The sequence below is a fragment of the Micromonospora sp. NPDC048835 genome, from assembly GCF_040649995.1.
GTDB lineage: Bacteria > Actinomycetota > Actinomycetes > Mycobacteriales > Micromonosporaceae > Micromonospora.
In genome coordinates, this window is sequence record NZ_JBEZGM010000022.1 from 46,774 (window position 1) to 63,454 (window position 16,681).

Here is a 16,681-nt window from a genome sequence, read left to right on the forward strand (position 1 = left end):
GTTGATCAAGAGGTTCGCGTCAAAAACCGGCCACCCGGTGACGCAAACCTCTTGATCAACCCGGGTCGGCCTGCGCCCCGCGCGGGTCGGCCTGCGCGGCGCGCGGGCCTGCCTGCGCGGCGTGTTTTGGCAATAACTTCATGATCAACGGGGGCAGGCGGGGGCGGGGGTGGGGTGGGTTAGTGGTCGGCGGGGACCTGGGGGTGGGGGGTGGTGGTGTCTGGTTCGCGGGGGGTTGGGGGGTCGGGCTTATTGGTCGCGGGGGCGGCCGGTTCGGTGGGCCTTTGCGCCTTGGGGCTCGGGTGGCGGAGGCGCCACGCCGCCCAGCCGCGCTCGGCCAGGCCGACCACCAGGAAGGTCAGCCCCACGTACGCCCAGCCGACCAGCACGTCGATCACGTAGTGCTCGCCCGAGTAGACCAGGGTGAAGGTCATCGCCAGCGGGTACGCGAGCAGCAGCGGCCACCAGCGACGACGGGTGGCGGTCAGGAAGAACAGCACCACGAACAACGCCCACGCGGTGTGCAGCGACGGCATCGCGGCGACCGGGTTGGAGGCGATCTGACCGGCGTTGAGCACGTTGCCGGCACCGTGCATGCCGAACGCCTTCCAACCCCGGGTCGAGATCCGGGCGACCTCGGTGAGCAGGCCGTTCTGTGCCGCCCACCAGGGCGGGGCGGCCGGGTAGATGAAGTAGGTGACCAGGCCGGCCGCGCAGAGGAAACCCCACCGCCGCATGTACGCGGCCCAGCGGTGTCGGTCCCGCAGCCAGAGCACCGCGGCGGCGGCAAGCGCCACCACGAAGTGCGAGAAGTACACCCAGCTCGCCGCGACGTCCCACCAGTGCACCTGCGGGTGGTAGAGGTGCTGCTGCAACCAGACGGTGGGCACCTCCCCGCCGGTGGCCCAGCCGAACATGAACCGGTCGGCGACGATCAACTCCATCGCGTGCGGGGTGGCCCCGTTGTCGGCGAACCCGCGGGACAGGTTGTAGATGACGAACAGCAGCACCACCGGCACCCAGTCCCGGGCGAAGCGCAGGTGGCTGCGCCAGGGCCGGTCGCTGTTCCAGGCGATGGTCGCCAGCCAGATCCAGACGAAGGCGTACGCCGGGTCGGTGGGCAGCCCGATGGCCAGCCACGCGGCGACGAAGGCCACCGCCCAGACGGTCATGGCGATGACACGCCGGCGACCCCCGTCCGGGGACGCGGGCGGGTCGGTCCGGGCGGGGGGCTGGGGGTCAGTCACGACGGCCATCGGGGTCAAGGTTAACGACGGGTACGGCATCGACCGACGGGGACCACCCGGTGGCCACGAGCGGTGGGTGCGCCCGGATCACCGGGCGCGTGCTCCCCTCGCCCGGCGAGCACCTAGGCTGACGACCATGCAGGAGCAGCCCGAGCCGGCCTTCGCGCCGGGTCTGACCGCCCAGGTCGAGTTGACCGTCACCGACTCGGACACCGCCCAGGCGGTCGGTTCCGGGGACGTACCGGTGCTTGGCACTCCCCGGGTGCTGGCGCTGGCCGAGGCGGCGACCGTCGCGGCGACGGCGACCGACATGCCGCCCGGTTCGACGACGGTGGGCACCCGGGTCGAGTTGGAGCACCTGGCCCCGACGGTTGTCGGCCGTACGGTCCGGGCGCAGGCGCTCCTGGCGACCGTCGACGGCCGCCGGCTGTCGTTCGAGGTGACGGTCAGCGACGGCGACCAGACGGTGGCCCGGGGTCGGGTGGACCGCATCCTGGTCGACCGGGGGCGTTTCGTCGAGCGCGCCGGGCGACCGTCGTGAACGCCGGTTTCGTCGAGGTCGCCGACCGGGTGCACGTGCTGGCCGAGCCGCTGCTGCGGGTCAACGTCACACTCGTCGTCGGCGACGACGAGGCGCTGCTGGTGGACACACTCTCGTCGGCCGCCCAGGCCACCGAGCTGGCCGCGGCCGTCCGGGCCGTCACCGACCGCCCGTTGACGCTTGTCAACACCCACCACCACTACGACCACTGCTTCGGCAACGCCGTCCTGGCCGGCGACCAACCCCGCCCGGTGTACGCGCACGAACTGGCCGCCGCAGCCCTGCGCGAGGAGCCGGAGCGGCTGCGCCGGGAGGCGTACGACGAGGTGCGCGCGGAGCACCCGGCGCTCGCCGCCGAGCTGGCCGACACCCCGCTGCTCGCGCCGACGCACACCGTGCACGTCGAGACGACCCTCGACCTGGGCGGCCGGCGGGTGACGCTGCGACACCCGGGGCGGGGGCACACCGAGGCCGATCTGGTGGTGCACGTTCCGGACGCCGACGTGTTGGTCGCCGGCGACCTGGTGGAGCAGAGCGGCCCTCCCGCCTTCGAGGACTCGTACCCCCTGCAGTGGCCCGACGCGGTCGCGGACCTGCTGCGGCTGACGACCGCGCGCACGGTGGTCGTCCCGGGCCATGGTGACCCGGTCAGCGTGGACTTCGTCCGGGCCCAGCACGCGGAGCTGGCGAAGCTCGCGTGGCTGATCCGGGCCGCGCACACCGGCAGCGCCCCGCCGGAGCGGGTGGCCGCCGAAGCTCCCTTCGGCGCCCGACCCGCCCTGGTCGCCGCCCGCCGGGGCTACCTCGAGCTGAACGGCACGGCCTGACCCGCTACGCCGACGTGCGTCGCCACTGCTGGTTGGTGCCGGTGCCACACGTCCACTGGACGGCGCGGGCGCCGTCGGTGGTGGCGGAGTTGAGCACGTCGAGGCACTTGCCGCTGTGCCGGGCGACGAGCTGGACATAACCCGTGCCGAGGTCCTGCACACGCCACTGCTGGTTGGTGCCACCGTTGCAGGCCCACTGGATGACCCGGACCCCGTCGGCGGTGGCGCTCGCACCGCCGTTCACGTCGAGGCACTTGCCGCTGTGCGCGCTGACCACCGTCTGGTAGCCGCCACCCGCGTCCTGGAAGCGCCACCGCTGGTTGGGCTGACCGTTGGCGGCCCACTGCACCACGTCGGCGCCGTCGGTGGTCGCGCTGTTGTACACGTCCAGCAGCTTGCCGCTGTGCCGCGCGGTGAGGGTGTACGCGGTCGGCACCGGCACCGTGGTGTCCGGGGCCAGCCGGTACAGCCCGGCACCGTGGGCCGGGAGCGTACGGGCGAACGTCCCGGCCGCCGTGCCGAGGGCCGCACCGGACCACAGGTCGGTCACGGTCGCCGACCCGATCCCGAGGTCGGCCAGGTTCACCGACACCTGCGCCGCGCTGCTGTCCCGGTTGAAGAGGGCGACGTACCGCTGGTTGCCGCCCGGCACGTCGGCGGTCCACACCTGCCGGCTGCCGCCGTAGAGCTGACGGTTGTTCGTGCTGTTCTGGTTGACCCCGAGGACCGCGGCGTTTGTCATCAGCGCCAGTTCCGCGGCACGGTTCTCGACCAGGTTGCCGCCCCACATCAGCGGCGCCCGGTTGATCGCCCAGAGTGACATCAGGGTGCGCTGCTCGTCGGAGGTGAGGTTGGAGTATCGCGGCGAGCCGACCGGCCCGTACTTGGAGAGCCGCCCGATGGGGATCATGTCGGCGTCGGGCCAGGCGCCGGTGGCGCGGTACGGGGTCCAGTTGCGCAGTTGGTCGAAGAGCGCGTCCACCGACGACCAGTTGTCCCACAGGTCGTTGACGATCCGCCACATGTGCGCGTTGGCCTGCACGTGCGCGCCGTTGGCCAGCGAGGTCGGGCCGGGTGACAGGCTCAGCACCATCGGGCGACCGCTGCGCTGGATGGCCGTCCGGTACCCCTCGACCTCGGACTGCCGGTACGTGGGGGCGGCGATGTCGTCCACCTTCACGTAGTCGACTCCCCAGGACGCCAGCAACTGGAACATCGAGTCCAGGTACGTCTGTGCGCAGGGGTTGGACATGTTCAACCCCCACATCAGGTTGAGCCAGGCCGCGGTGGTGGTGTTGTTGATCTGGTTGGCGCGACAGTTGGTGCCGAGGATCGGGACGTTGTCGGCGACCGCCTGACGGGGGATGCCGCGCATCAGGTGGACGCCGAACTTCAACCCCTGCGAGTGGACGTAGTCGGCCAGGGGCTTGAACCCGTTGTCACCGGCGGCGGAGGGGAACCGGGTGGTGTCCGGCAGCAACCGCCCGTTGGCGTCCATCCGCAGCCGGGGTTGCAGGTTGGCGTCCTGGTTTGGGCTGTTGTTGTGTTGACCCGGGTAGTACCAGGCCCAGTCGATCACCACGTACTCCCAGCCGAACTGCCGCAGGTTGGTGGCCATGTAGTCGGCGTTGGCCCGGACGTCGGCCTCGGTGACCCGCCAGTTGAACGAGTCGTAGCTGTTCCACCCCATCGGCGGGGTGTCGGCCACGCCGTTGTCCCACGCCACCGCCCGCTCCGGCCGGTCCACCACGACCATCCCCGCTGCCACGAGAAGCATCACCACAAGCGCCGCGACGCGGCGAAACACCAGAGGTACCAGAACGACACGCATCAGAGCCTCCCCGGAGACGCCCACGTTTCCATCGCGCGTCGTCGATGTTAACGTTCACATAGATCAAGTTCAACCCAATCGCTCACCAGGCCACCCCGCCCCGCGCCGACCCCCGCCCACTCAGCGCCGATCTTGCACTTTCGGTCGCCGCTTGGCCCTCTTTGTCCACCTTCGACCCCGCAGAAAGTGCAAGATCGCGGCAGCAAGCGGGGCGCGACAGGGCAGCCCGGGGTGAAGCGGATCAGGTGTTGAAGCGGTTCTGGACGGCTGCGCGGGTGGGCATGGCGGTGGCGCCGCCCGGGGATTCGCAGACCAGGCCGGCCACCCGTAACGCGAAGGCCACCCGGTCGGTCCAGCCGGACGGGTTCTCCGGTTCGCCGTCGAGGAGCAGATCGGCGATGAGCGCGGCCATCACCGAGTCGCCGGCGCCGGTGGCGTCGATCGCGTCGACGGTGGGGGCCGGCACCCGGACCGGGTCGGCGTCGGCGGCGGCCAGCACCGCGCCCGCCGCGCCGAGCGTCACCACCACCGTCGCCGCGCCCAGCTCCCGGAGGTACGCCGCGACTCCCTCGACCGGTTCACCAGGGTAGAGCAGCACGGCGTCGGCGGCGCTCAGCTTGACCACGTGCGCGCCGGCGGCGAACTCGGCCACCACCTCGCGCAGCCCCTGCAGCGCGGTCGGCCCGTCGAGCAGCCGGGGACGGACGTTCGGGTCGAAGACCCGCAGGCCGGTGGCGAGCGACCAGGCCCGTCGGGCCGCGGCCAACGGGCCGGGCTGGAGCAGCACGATCGAGCCGCAGTAGAGCACGTCGGCGCCCTCCAGCAACGCCAGGTCCAGATCGTCGGGGCCGAGCAGGCCGTAGGAGGCCGGCTCACCGTAGAAACGGAAGTCCGGCTCCGGCCCCGCGTACGTGACCACCGCGAGCGTGGTCGGCGCCGGCACCGTGATCGCACCGGCCACCCCGACATCGGCGGCAGTGAGGAAGTCGCGGATCCGCCCGCCCAGCGCGTCGTCACCGAGCGAGCCGACGAACTGTGCGGCGCCGCCGAGGCGGGCCACCCCGACGGCGACGTTGAGTGGGCCGCCGCCGATGGCCTGCCGATAGACCCGCTCTCCGCCCAGTTCACCGTCGAGCAGGTCGACGAGCGCCTCGCCGAGCACCACCGCGTACCCCATGCCGATCCTCTCGTCGTCGCCGCCGACCGCCGCTCACCGAACCGATCGCCGCCGACCGCCGTGGCACCAGGCTGGCACAACGCGCGGCTCGATGGGCGCCGAAGGGCCCGCACCGACGTCCGCGCTACCCCGGCCGGTGGATGGGGCCGTCGAGCGCGGCGAGGGGTCGGCCGGTGCCGCCCCACCGGGCCGCGACGATCTGCGCGGCCACACTCACGGCGGTCTCCTCAGGGGTACGACCACCGAGGTCCAACCCGATCGGAGAGGCGAGCCGGGCGAGCTGCGCCTGACCGAGCCCCGCCTCGCTCAGCAGCTTGTGCCGCTCGTCGTGGGTGCGCCGGGAGCCCATCGCCCCGACGTACGCCAGCGGGTGACGCAACGCCAACTCCAACAGCGGTACGTCGAACTTCGGGTCGTGGGTGAGCACGCACACCACCGTCCGTTCGTCGAGCCGGCCGGCCGCCAACTCCGTACGCAGATAGCGGTGCGGCCACTGCACCACCACCTCGTGCGCCTCGGGGAAGCGCCGCGCGGTGGCGAAGACCGGTCGGGCGTCGCAGACGGTCACCCGGTAGCCGAGGAACGCGCCGATCCGTGCCACCGCGGCGGCGAAGTCGATCGCACCGAAGACGATCATGCGGGGCGGGGTGGCGTACACGTTCACGAAGAGGCTGACCCCGCCGCCCCGGCGCTGCCCGTGATAGCCGTACCGGAGCATCCCGGCGCGCCCGGCGGCGAGCAGCCCGAGGGCGTCGGCGCTGGCAGCGTCGTCGAGCCGGTCGTCGCCGAGCGAGCCGACGACGGACCGAGGGTCGGTCAGCACCGCCAACCGCCGGCCGAGCCGCCGGGCCGGATCGGCCGGCCCGGCACCTGGCGACTTCCCGGCGCGAGCCGGTAGGCCGTCGGCGACGCGCGCCAGTGGCTCGCCGCCAGCACGCGCCGGCGGGCCGTCGCCAACGCCGACCGATGCGCCAGCGGTGACGCGCGCCAGCAGCTCGTCGCCAGCACACGCCGGCAGGCCGTCGGCGACATGCGCCGGCGGATCGTCGGCAGCGCGGGCTGATGGATCGTCGGCGGTGCGGGCTGATCGGGCGTCGGCGGCCACGCAGGTGACGACTGCCGCCGGGCGGCCGTCGCGACGGGCGGCGGCGATCGCGTCCAGCATCGGCAGGGCGTTCGCGTCGACACGTTCCACGAACACGTCGAGGATGCCGCCGCAGGTCAGACCCACGGTGTACGCGTCGGCGTCGCTGATCCCGTAGCGACACAGCTCGGGTTGGCCGGTGTCGAGCACGCGGCGGGCCCGTTCGTAGAGGTCCGCCTCGACGCAGCCACCGGAGACGCTGCCGATGACCGTGCCGTCGGTCGTGACCACCATGGTGGCCCCGGGCGGCTGCGGGGCGGAGTGCCAGGTGGCCACGACGGTGGCAAGCGCGACCGACTCACCGTCGAGGCAGCGGCGGTGCACCTCGTCGAACACGTCCGGCACCGGCGGCCGCCTCTCCGTTCCCGCTCCCCGTACGCAGGATATGGCGTTCGCCGACTACCGGCGGGTCTTCTCATGCATCGAGGAAGACCTATTGCGCTCGGCCCCTGCGGCGTGGTGGGATGACGCGTACCGGGCGGTGCGAGGGCTGCGACACCGCCGGATGCCGGGTTGGTTAGACGCGAGGGCACCGGTCCAGGACAGGACCGTCGACGGCGCACGTCCACTGGCTGTTGTCCGCCGGGGCACGTCGCCATGATCGTCGCACCGCTCACGACAGCGGGGCGATCACGCCACATCCCACCCGATTGCGGCGGGGCGGCTCGGCAAGCGCCCCTCGCGAGTCAGGAGAACCCGTGAACCGTTCCCGTATGGCCGCGTTGCTCACCGCGGCCATGACCCTCGCGCTTGGCGCAGTCGCCCTGGCGTCCAGTCCGCAGCCGGCCGCCGCGCACGGCGCGGCGATGACGCCCGGCAGCCGCACCTACCTGTGCTGGCAGGACGGCCTGAGCACGACCGGTGAGATCAGGCCGACCAACCCCGCGTGCTCCGCCGCCGTGGCGCAGAGCGGAACGAACTCGCTCTACAACTGGTTCAGCGTGCTGCGCTCGGACGCTGGCGGCCGGACCACCGGCTTCATCCCGGACGGGCAGTTGTGCAGTGGCGGCGCCACCGGTTTCCGCGGCTACGACCTGCCCCGCACCGACTGGCCGCTGACCCACCTGACCGCCGGCGCGCGGTTGGACTTCAAGTACAGCAACTGGGCGCACCACCCCGGCACGTTCTACTTCTACGTCACGAAGAACAGCTGGAGCCCGACCCGGGCCCTCGCCTGGAGTGACCTGGAGGAGCCGTTCCTGACGGTGACCAACCCGCCGCAGCGCGGCTCGGTCGGCAGCAACGACGGCCACTACTACTTCAGCGGTAACCTGCCGTCGGGCAAGAGCGGCCAGCACATCATCTACTCCCGTTGGGTCCGCTCGGACTCCCAGGAGAACTTCTTCGGCTGCTCCGACGTGGTCTTCGACGGTGGCAACGGCCAGGTGACCGGCATCAGGGGTGGCACCTCGTCGCCGACCCCCACGCCGACCACGCCGACGCCGGGTCCGACCGACCCGCCGCCGACCACCACCACCCCGCCGCCGGCCGGTGGCGGCTGCACGGCCAGCTACACGGTGACGCGTTCCTGGCAGGGTGGCTTCCAGGGCGATGTCACGATCACGAACAACGGCAGTTCGGCTTTGTCCGGCTGGACCGCGAGCTGGACCTGGCCCAACGGGCAGGCGATCAGCCAGATCTGGGGCGCCACCCAGACGACGTCCGGCTCGTCGGTGACGGCGACGAACGTGTCCTACAACGGCACTGTCGCACCGTCGGGGACCGCGACGTTCGGCTTCCTGGGCAGCTCCACAGGGACCAACAACGCCCCCACGGTGACCTGCGCCGCCCGCTGAACCCCTCGCCCCAATAGTTGACCAAGAGGTTTGCGTCACCGGAACCGCTCCGGATGACGCAAACCTCTTGATCAACAGGGGCTGACGGGGGGTGGGGTGGGTGGGGTGGGGGGTGGGTGGGGTGGGGTGGGGGGTGGGTGGGGTGGGGTTAGCGGACCATGGAACCTACTACCGGTTTGGTGAGAAGTGCCGACTGGTTGCGCTGGATGCCCGGGTCTAGGGTCTTGGCCACGAAGATCGCGTGCCAGATGCAGAAGATCAACACCGTCCACACCTTGCGGGAGTGGTCGGCCTCCTCCCGCTTGTGCTCGTCGAGCAGCCGCAGCGCGTACGACAGGTCGAGCAGGTCGCCCGCGCCCGAGGTGCTGAGCACGTGTCGGGCCCACTCGTACATCTCGCCGCGCAGCCAGACCCGGGTCGGGGTCGGGAAGCCCAGCTTCTTGCGGTTGACGATGGCCGGCGGCACGACACCCTGCAACGCCTGGCGCATCGCGTACTTGGTGGCGTCGGAGCGCGGCGGCAGCTTCAGGTCGACCGGGATCTTCGCCGCGACGTCGAAGACCTCACGGTCGAGAAACGGCACCCGCACCTCCAACGAGTGCGACATCGAGATCCGGTCGGCCTTCACCAGGATGTCGCCGCGCAGCCAGGTGTAGAGGTCGACGTACTGCATCTTGGTGACGTCGTCCAGCTCGGTGCACTCGGCGTAGATCGGGGCGGTGACGTCGGTGTAGCGCACCGAGGGGTCGTAGCGGCGCATCAGGTGCTGCTTCTCCTCCTCGGTGAACATCCGCGCGTTGCCGTAGTAGCGCTCCTCGATCGGGGTGGTGCCACGCTCCAGGAAGCTCTTGCCCTTGACCCCCTGCGGGATCGCCTTGGAGACCGCGCGCAGGCCCTTCTGCACCCCGCCGGGCAGACCGTTGACGGTGCCCAGCGACAGCGGCTCCCGGTAGATCGTGTAACCGCCGAAGAACTCGTCCGCGCCCTCGCCGGAGAGCACCACCGTGACGTGCTCGGCCGCCTTCTTGGCCACGAAGTAGAGCGGCACCAGCGCCGGGTCGGCCACCGGGTCGTCCAGGTGCCAGACGATCTTCGGCAGCGCGTCGATCATGTCCTGCGGACCGATCTTGGTGGGGATGGTGGTGACGTCGAGGTGCCGGGCCGAGTCCTGGGCGACGTCGATCTCCGAGTAACCCGGCACGTCGTAGCCGACGGTGAAGGTCAGGATGTTCGGGTTGAACTCCCGCGCCAACGCCACCACCGCCGTGGAGTCGATGCCGCTGGACAGGAACGAGCCGACCGGCACGTCGGAGCGCATGTGCATGCGCACGCTCTCCCGCAGCGTCTCCCGGATCTCGTGGTAGAGCTTCTGCTCGTCGTCGACAGGCGCCGGCCGGAACACCGGCCGGTACCACCGGCGTACGTCGATCCGGCCGCCCGGGGTCCAGTTCAGGTACTCCCCCGACCCGATCCGGCTGATGCCCTTGTGCAGGGTGCCGGGCTCGGGGACGTACTGCAGGGTCAGGTAGTGGCTCAGGTTGGCCGGGTCGACACCCGCGTCGCCCTGGTAGTTGCTGTGCGCGAACGGCAGCAGCGCCTTCTTCTCCGAGGCCAGGTAGAGGCCGTCGGCGGTCTCCAGGTAGTGCATCGGCTTGATGCCGAAGTAGTCGCGAGCACCGAACGCGCGCCGTTCCTGTCGGTCCCAGATGACGAAGGCGAACATGCCCCGCAACCGGGTGAGCACCTGCTCACCCCAGTAGTGGTAGCCCGCGACGATCACCTCACCGTCACCGGCGGTGGCGAACTGGGCACCGAAGTTCCTGATCAACTCCTCGCGCAGCTCGATGTAGTTGTAGATCTCGCCGTTGAAGGTCAGCAGGTAACGGCCGTTCGCGTAGGGCAGTGGCTCGTGGCTCGACGCGACGTCGATGATGGCCAGCCGCTTGTGGGCGAACACGCCGTCCGCGTACCGGCCGGAAGCGTCGCCGACCACCTCGACCCCGGTCTCGTCGGGGCCGCGGTGGTGCAGGCATTCCAACGCTCCGGCGATGTGGTCGCGGTGCGCTGCGGCGTTGCCGTTCGCGCTGAAGAAGGCCAGAAGTCCGCACATGGTGGCCATCTTTCCACGCGCGTCGTCGGGCCTCGCAGCCGTCCGTCGATCCGCCCGACTCCCGGGGGCCGTCACCGCGAACCGGACGCGCGGTACCGTCGGGACCAGCAACGAAGCGGAGGGAGCGGCGCAATGACCGAGGGACGCACCGACGGTACGCCGACGGACGGTACGGAATCGCACGATCCGGACTTCCCGGAGGCGTTCCTGTCCTTCATGCGGCAGGGCTGGCGCGACACCGCGCTCCCCGTGACGCCCCGCCCGGAGACCCCCAACTACGCCAAGCGGCGGGCGGCCCTCTCGGCTGCCTTCCCCGGCGAGACGCTGGTGATCCCCACCGGCACCGAGAAGGTCCGGGCCAACGACACCGACTACCCGTTCCGGCCCGGCAGTGACTTCGCCTACCTGACCGGCGACCACGACGCCGACAGCGTGCTGGTGCTGCGGCCGAACGGCTCGGGGCACGACGCGATGCTGTACATGCGGCCCCGGTCCTCCCGGGAGACCGACGAGTTCTTCCGCAGCCGCAACGGCGAGCTGTGGGTGGGCCGCCGGCACACCCTCGGCGAGAAGTCGACCGAACTGGGCCTGCCCACCGCCGACCTGACCGGCCTGGAAGCGACGCTCGCCGACCTCGCTCCGGGGCGTACCCGCGTGTTGCGTGGTTTCGACGCCCAGGTGGACGCGGCCGTCCGCCCCTACGACGGGCCCCGCGCCGAGGGCCAGCCGGCCCGGGACCGCGAGCTCGCCATCGCCATCTCGGAGATGAAGCTGGTCAAGGACGAGTGGGAGATCGGCCAACTCCAGGACGCGATCGACGCCACCGTACGCGGCTTCGAGGACGTGGCCCGGATCCTGCCGGCCGACCGTGCGGTCTCCGAGCGGCTCCTGGAGGGCGTGTTCGCGCTGCGGGCCCGCCACGACGGCAACGACGTCGGGTACAGCTCGATCGTCGGCGCCGGCGAGCACGCCACGATCCTGCACTGGGTGCACAACCACGGCGCCACCCGACCGGGTGACCTGCTGCTGATGGACATGGGCGTCGAGGGCCGCAACCTCTACACCGCCGACGTGACCCGGGTCCTGCCGGTGAGCGGCCGATTCACCGCGCTGCAACGCCAGGTCTACGACATCGTGTACGCCTCGCAGCAGGCCGGCATCGACGCCATCCGCCCCGGCGTGACGTTCAAGGACGTCCACCTGACCTGCATGCGCGTCCTCGCCGAGGGCCTGTCCGACCTCGGCCTGCTGCCGGTGAGCGTGGACGAGGCGATGGACGAGAAGTCGACCGTCTACCGGCGGTGGACGCTGCACGGCTTCGGCCACATGCTCGGCATCGACGTGCACGACTGCTCCAACGCGCGCAAGGAGACGTACCGCGACGGTGCGCTGGGCGAGGGCTACGTGCTCACCGTCGAGCCCGGCCTGTACTTCCAGCCCGAGGACGAGCTGGTCCCCGCCGAGCTGCGCGGCGTCGGCATCCGGATCGAGGACGACGTGCTCGTCACCGCGACCGGCGCGACGAACCTCTCGGCCGGACTGCCCCGCACCGCCGACGAGGTCGAGACCTGGCTTGCCGAACAGCGCGAAGCCGGCCCCCGCCTGCCCAGCTGACCCGCCCTCCACCCTCGCCTGTCGGACCTGCCCCGCCTGCCGGCAGCCTCGTCCCGCCTGACCCTTGATCCACTCGCTTTCCTGGAAGTCGCGCTGTCCCCGCTGCTCTGAGGGCGCGGTTTTCAGGAAACCGAGTGGATCAAGGGAGTGGATCACGGCGGTGGACCCCTGCCGCCATCTGCACGTCGGCGTTCCGGGCCGGCCGTGATGCTCGCCCGCCCCGCGACGTCTCTCGTAGGCGTTTGTGCTGCTCAGGACCCTTCCTCCCACTCCGGGCCGGCTGCCCGCCGTCAGCGTGACTGCGCCCAATGCGTGGTTATCTCGGATACGTCCGCATCGCGAAGATGGTTCTCATACGGTGGGGATCAGTGGCTGCAACCCATTTGTAGCCGGTCGTGGCGCCTCGGGTGGTGCGACCCCGTCTGGTAGCAGGAAAGGGCGGAAGGCTCTGATGTCCAACGACGTAACGAGTACCGACGGCGGGGCCTCGACAGCCCCGCCGACACGGCGAAGGCGGGCGCTCTGGGTCGCCGGCGTGGCCGGGCTGACCGGTGTGGTCGGCCTGGCGGCCCTCGGCGGCGTCGCCGCTCGGGACGACAAACCAAAGTCCGAGCAGGTGTCCGACGCGCAGCCGTCGACCAACCGGCAGAACGTCAGCGACAGCGGTGGCGCGGACAGGAACGGCGCCAAGGACGACGGCGGTCAGGACGACGACTGGAGCGGTGACGACTGGAGCGGCTTCGACGACCAGTCCGACAGGGACGGCAAGAACGGCAAGGACGGCAAGGACGGCAAGGACGGCAAGGACGGCAGGCGCGACGAGAAGGACCGCACCAAACAGGTCCCGTGCGACACCGACAAGCTGATCCAGGCGATCACGTTCGCCAACAGCGAGGACGGCGGTGTGCTGGAGCTGGCCAAGGGCTGCACCTACACGCTGACTCGCAACCAGGACGGCAACGGCCTCCCGGTGATCACCGAGCACATCACCCTCAAGGGTGAGCACACCACCATCGGCCGCGAAGCCACGGCTGACTACTTCCGCATCCTCAACGTCGGTGCCGGCGGGCACCTCACGCTCAAGGGCCTGAGCATCAGGGGTGGCCAGACCCTTCAATCCGCGATAACCGCGGACCCGGCGACGGTCTGGGCGCCGTACTCCGCAGTGGTCCGCACCACCGTGGCCAAGCCGGCAGCCGCAGCGGCACCCGGCAGCAAGCCAGCGGTCGCGACGGCACCCGGCAGCAAGCCGGCAGCCGCGACGCCCGGAGCGGCAGCCGCGAAACCCGCAGCAACCGCTGCCACGCCCGCCGGCAAGGCAGCACCGGCCAAGGCAGCACCCACCAAGGCCGCCGCCAAGGCGGCACCCACCAAGGCCACCGCGAAGGCAGCACCGGCCAAGGCCGCTGCCAGGACGGCACCCGCCACGGCAGCAGCAGCGACCAAGGCCGCCACCGCCAAGCCGATAGCCGCGCCAGCGAAGCCGGTGGGTGCCGGGACGACTGTGGTGCCGCTTGTCGAGCAGCCCGGGTTCACCGACGGCGCCGGGGTGCTGGTGCAGCCCGGAGGACGCGCGGAGATCCTGGAGAGCGAGTTGCTCTACAACCAGTCCGGCGGCAACGGTGGCGGGCTGGCCAACTTCGGCAGCACCAGGCTCAGCAAGGCGACGGTCGCGCACAACACCGCGTTCTTCTTCGGCGGTGGGGTCTTCAACGCTGGCGTACTCCAGGTCGACGAGTCGAAGATCAAGGACAACACCGGGATCGTCGGCGGCGGCGGCATCTCTAATGGCGCTGCGGAGATCTTCACCGAGGACGTCGACGGCGGCTCGGTCTGGGTCTACAAGAGCGAGATCAGCGACAACGAGACGCTCGGCTTCGGCGGCGGCGTCCTGGACGTCGAGGGCACCACCACGTTGCACCAGACGACGGTCAGCGACAACACCGCGGTTCTCGCCGGTGGTGGCGTCGCGGTGGCCGACAGCCAGCTCACCCTCAAGGACGCCACGGTGGCCAAGAACAGCACCGCCGGCGTGGGTGGTGGCCTGGCGGTTGCCTTCGACAGCGTCGCGACGATCGAGAACAGCAGGATCAAGGACAATACCGCTGGGTTCTTCGGTGCCGGCCTCTACAACGAGGACAGCGTCACCACGCTGCGCGAGAGCGAGGTGTCGGGCAACCGTGCCGTCGGCCCGCTCGGCAGCGGCGGTGGCATCTACAACACCGACGGCGGCGAGGTCAGCCTTCACCGGACGAAGGTGACGCACAACTTCGCCACCCTGCCGCCGGGCGGGATCTCCAACGGCCTCGGCAGCTTCGTACGGCTTGACGACGAGTCCGTCGTGTCCGCCAACCGCCCTACCAACTGCCTGAACGTTCCCGACTGTTTCTGAGCGGAACGGGTGGCTGATCCACATAGAGGGTGCGCCCCTCCGAGCCCTGACCGGCTCGGAGGGGCGTACCCATTTGGGCAGGTCAGGGGCGCGCAGGCCGGCTTGGGTGGTGCCGTGCCGGTCCGCACCTGATTGGGAGCAACATGAACCGAATGTGGGCTTCTCTCGGATAAGCCCGCGAGGCGAGGAACCTTCTCATACGGTGGTTTTGGGAGCTACAACCGATTTGTAGCAGGGGACGCCCGTCTGACGGCGGCGACCCTGTCTGGTACGAGGAGAGGGCAGAGAGCTCCGATGTCCAACTACCTAACGAACAACGAAGCCTCCGGGCGGGCGACGGCCAAGCGCCGCCGCAAGCTCTGGCTCGCCAGTGGCGTGGCCGGTTTGACGGGCGTGATCAGTCTCGCGGCGGTGGGCGTCGCGGGCAGCGCCGGAGCGGTCGGCCTGAACTGGAACACCGCGCAGGTCAGCAAGGACGGCGACCAGCGGGGCGACGAGGCGCGCGACTGGGACAAGGACGAGAACCGGGACAAGGACAAGAACAAGGACAAGGACCGGGACAAGGACCACGAGCGCGGGAAGGAGGTGCCCTGCGACACCGACAAGCTGATTCAGGCGATCGTGTTCGCCAACAACAAGCACGGCGGTGTGCTGGAACTGGCCAAGGGCTGCACCTACAACCTGACCCGGAACGACTACCAGGGCAACGGCCTGCCGGTGATCACCGAGCGGATCACGCTGAAGGGCGAGCACACCACGATCGCCCGTGAGGCCACGGCCGACTACTTCCGGATCCTCAACGTCGGCAGCGGTGGACACCTCACCATCAAGGGCCTGACCATCAAGGGTGGGCAGACCCTCGAGCTGTTGAACGGTGTCGAGCCGGCGGCCGTCTGGGCGTCCTACTCGGACTCCGAGGCGATCGCCGCGCAGGTGAAGGCGGGCGTTCCGCTGAACCAGGCGCTCACCGCCCGGCAGGCCAACCCGAAGGCGGGCCTGACGGCCGCGCCGAAGGTCACGGCCAAGGCCGCGCCGGCCGCCAAGGCGGGCGTCGTCACGCCGCTGGTCGAGTTCCCGCAGGACACCGACGGTGCCGGCATCCTGGTCCAGCCGGGTGGCACCGCCGAGATCCTGGAGTCCGAGGTCGTCCTCAACCAGTCGGGCAGCAACGGTGGTGGTGTGGCCAACTTCGGCACCACGAAGATCTGGCACAGCACCGTGACCCGTAACACCGCCTTCTTCTTCGGTGGTGGTGTCTTCAACGCCGGCCTGCTCAAGGTCGAGGAGTCGAAGATCAAGGACAACACCGCCATCATCGGTGGCGGCGGCATCTCCAACGGCGCCGCGGAGATCTTCGCCGACGACGTCGACGGCGGAACGGTCGAACTCAAGAAGTCCGAGATCACCGACAACGAGACGCTGGGCTTCGGTGGTGGCTACCTCGACATCGAGGGCAACACCACGGCGTACGAGACCAAGTTCGTCTCGAACACCGCGGTCCTCGCCGGCGGTGGTATCGCCGCTGCGGACAGCCAGCTCAACCTGCACCAGGTCACGGTGGAGAAGAACAGCACCGCCGGTGTCGGTGGCGGTGTGGCCCTCGCCTTCGACAGCGTGGCCACGTTCGAGAAGAGCAGCATCAAGGACAACACCGCCGGCTTCTTCGGCGGCGGGCTCTTCAACGCCGGCAGCGTCACCACGCTGCGTGACAGCGAGGTCGTCGGCAACCGGGCCATCGGCCCGATCGGGGTCGGCGGCGGCATCTTCAACATCTTCGGCGAGGTCAACCTGTCGAAGACGAAGGTCGCCCACAACTTCTCCACCTTCGCTCCGGGCGGTGTCTTCAGCTTCTTCGGCGAGGTGAACGTGGACGACAAGTCCGCGATCACCGCGAACCGTCCGACGAACTGCCTGGCCATCCCGGGCGGCACCATCGAGAACTGCTTCGCCTGATCACCCTTCGGGTGACGAGATAGCAGAGCACCAACGGGCCGGCCCCCTT

The 16,681-nt window shown here is 70.3% G+C and carries 11 protein-coding genes; 6 read left to right on the plus strand and 5 right to left on the minus strand.

What is annotated here, in order from left to right:
* Positions 1-179: 179 nt before the first annotated feature.
* Positions 180-1,256, minus strand: coding sequence for a phosphatase PAP2 family protein (locus AB0C15_RS24095; RefSeq protein ID WP_357355392.1), 1,077 nt, complete (start codon positions 1,254-1,256; stop codon positions 180-182).
* A 127-nt stretch (positions 1,257-1,383) separates the two neighbouring features.
* On the opposite strand from AB0C15_RS24095, the gene AB0C15_RS24100 reads away from it, so the two are divergent.
* Both AB0C15_RS24100 and AB0C15_RS24105 read left to right on the plus strand, forming a co-directional pair.
* Complete coding sequence (locus AB0C15_RS24100; RefSeq protein ID WP_357355394.1) at positions 1,384-1,788, plus strand: hotdog domain-containing protein; 405 nt, start codon at positions 1,384-1,386, stop codon at positions 1,786-1,788.
* The gene (locus AB0C15_RS24105) at positions 1,785-2,615 is read left to right on the plus strand and encodes an MBL fold metallo-hydrolase (RefSeq protein ID WP_357355396.1); all 831 of its coding nucleotides are present in this window, start codon (positions 1,785-1,787) and stop codon (positions 2,613-2,615) included. The genes AB0C15_RS24100 and AB0C15_RS24105 overlap by 4 nt, the downstream gene beginning before the upstream one ends.
* Before the next feature lie 4 nt (positions 2,616-2,619).
* On the opposite strand, the gene AB0C15_RS24110 is transcribed toward AB0C15_RS24105, so the two are convergent.
* The 3 genes from AB0C15_RS24110 to AB0C15_RS24120 all read right to left on the minus strand — a co-directional run bounded on the left by AB0C15_RS24110 (position 2,620) and on the right by AB0C15_RS24120 (position 7,112).
* Entirely contained in the window at positions 2,620-4,446 is a 1,827-nt protein-coding gene (locus tag AB0C15_RS24110; RefSeq protein ID WP_357355398.1) for an RICIN domain-containing protein, read from the minus strand.
* A gap of 241 nt (positions 4,447-4,687) precedes the next feature.
* A complete protein-coding gene (locus AB0C15_RS24115; RefSeq protein ID WP_357355400.1) occupies positions 4,688-5,623 on the minus strand; it encodes a carbohydrate kinase in 936 nt (311 codons plus the stop codon).
* Positions 5,624-5,747: 124 nt separating this feature from the next.
* Positions 5,748-7,112 (minus strand): XdhC family protein, encoded by a 1,365-nt coding sequence (locus AB0C15_RS24120; protein ID WP_357355402.1) that lies wholly within the window; start codon positions 7,110-7,112, stop codon positions 5,748-5,750.
* Between the two features lie 368 nt (positions 7,113-7,480).
* On the opposite strand from AB0C15_RS24120, the gene AB0C15_RS24125 reads away from it, so the two are divergent.
* Positions 7,481-8,563, plus strand: a complete 1,083-nt coding sequence (locus tag AB0C15_RS24125; RefSeq protein ID WP_357355489.1) for a lytic polysaccharide monooxygenase — start codon at positions 7,481-7,483, stop codon at positions 8,561-8,563.
* A 148-nt stretch (positions 8,564-8,711) separates the two neighbouring features.
* Here the strand turns inward: AB0C15_RS24125 and asnB are convergent, their stop codons facing one another.
* Complete coding sequence (asnB, locus tag AB0C15_RS24130; protein WP_357355405.1) at positions 8,712-10,673, minus strand: asparagine synthase (glutamine-hydrolyzing); 1,962 nt, start codon at positions 10,671-10,673, stop codon at positions 8,712-8,714.
* 132 nt (positions 10,674-10,805) lie between these two features.
* Here asnB and AB0C15_RS24135 point away from each other — a divergent pair, with 132 nt between their 5' ends.
* The 3 genes from AB0C15_RS24135 to AB0C15_RS24145 all read left to right on the plus strand — a co-directional run bounded on the left by AB0C15_RS24135 (position 10,806) and on the right by AB0C15_RS24145 (position 16,632).
* The gene (locus tag AB0C15_RS24135; RefSeq protein WP_357355407.1) at positions 10,806-12,287 is read left to right on the plus strand and encodes an aminopeptidase P family protein; all 1,482 of its coding nucleotides are present in this window, start codon (positions 10,806-10,808) and stop codon (positions 12,285-12,287) included.
* 451 nt (positions 12,288-12,738) lie between these two features.
* The gene (locus AB0C15_RS24140; RefSeq protein WP_357355409.1) at positions 12,739-14,679 is read left to right on the plus strand and encodes a hypothetical protein; all 1,941 of its coding nucleotides are present in this window, start codon (positions 12,739-12,741) and stop codon (positions 14,677-14,679) included.
* Positions 14,680-14,973: 294 nt separating this feature from the next.
* The gene (locus AB0C15_RS24145) at positions 14,974-16,632 is read left to right on the plus strand and encodes a hypothetical protein (protein ID WP_357355411.1); all 1,659 of its coding nucleotides are present in this window, start codon (positions 14,974-14,976) and stop codon (positions 16,630-16,632) included.
* Positions 16,633-16,681: the final 49 nt, after the last annotated feature.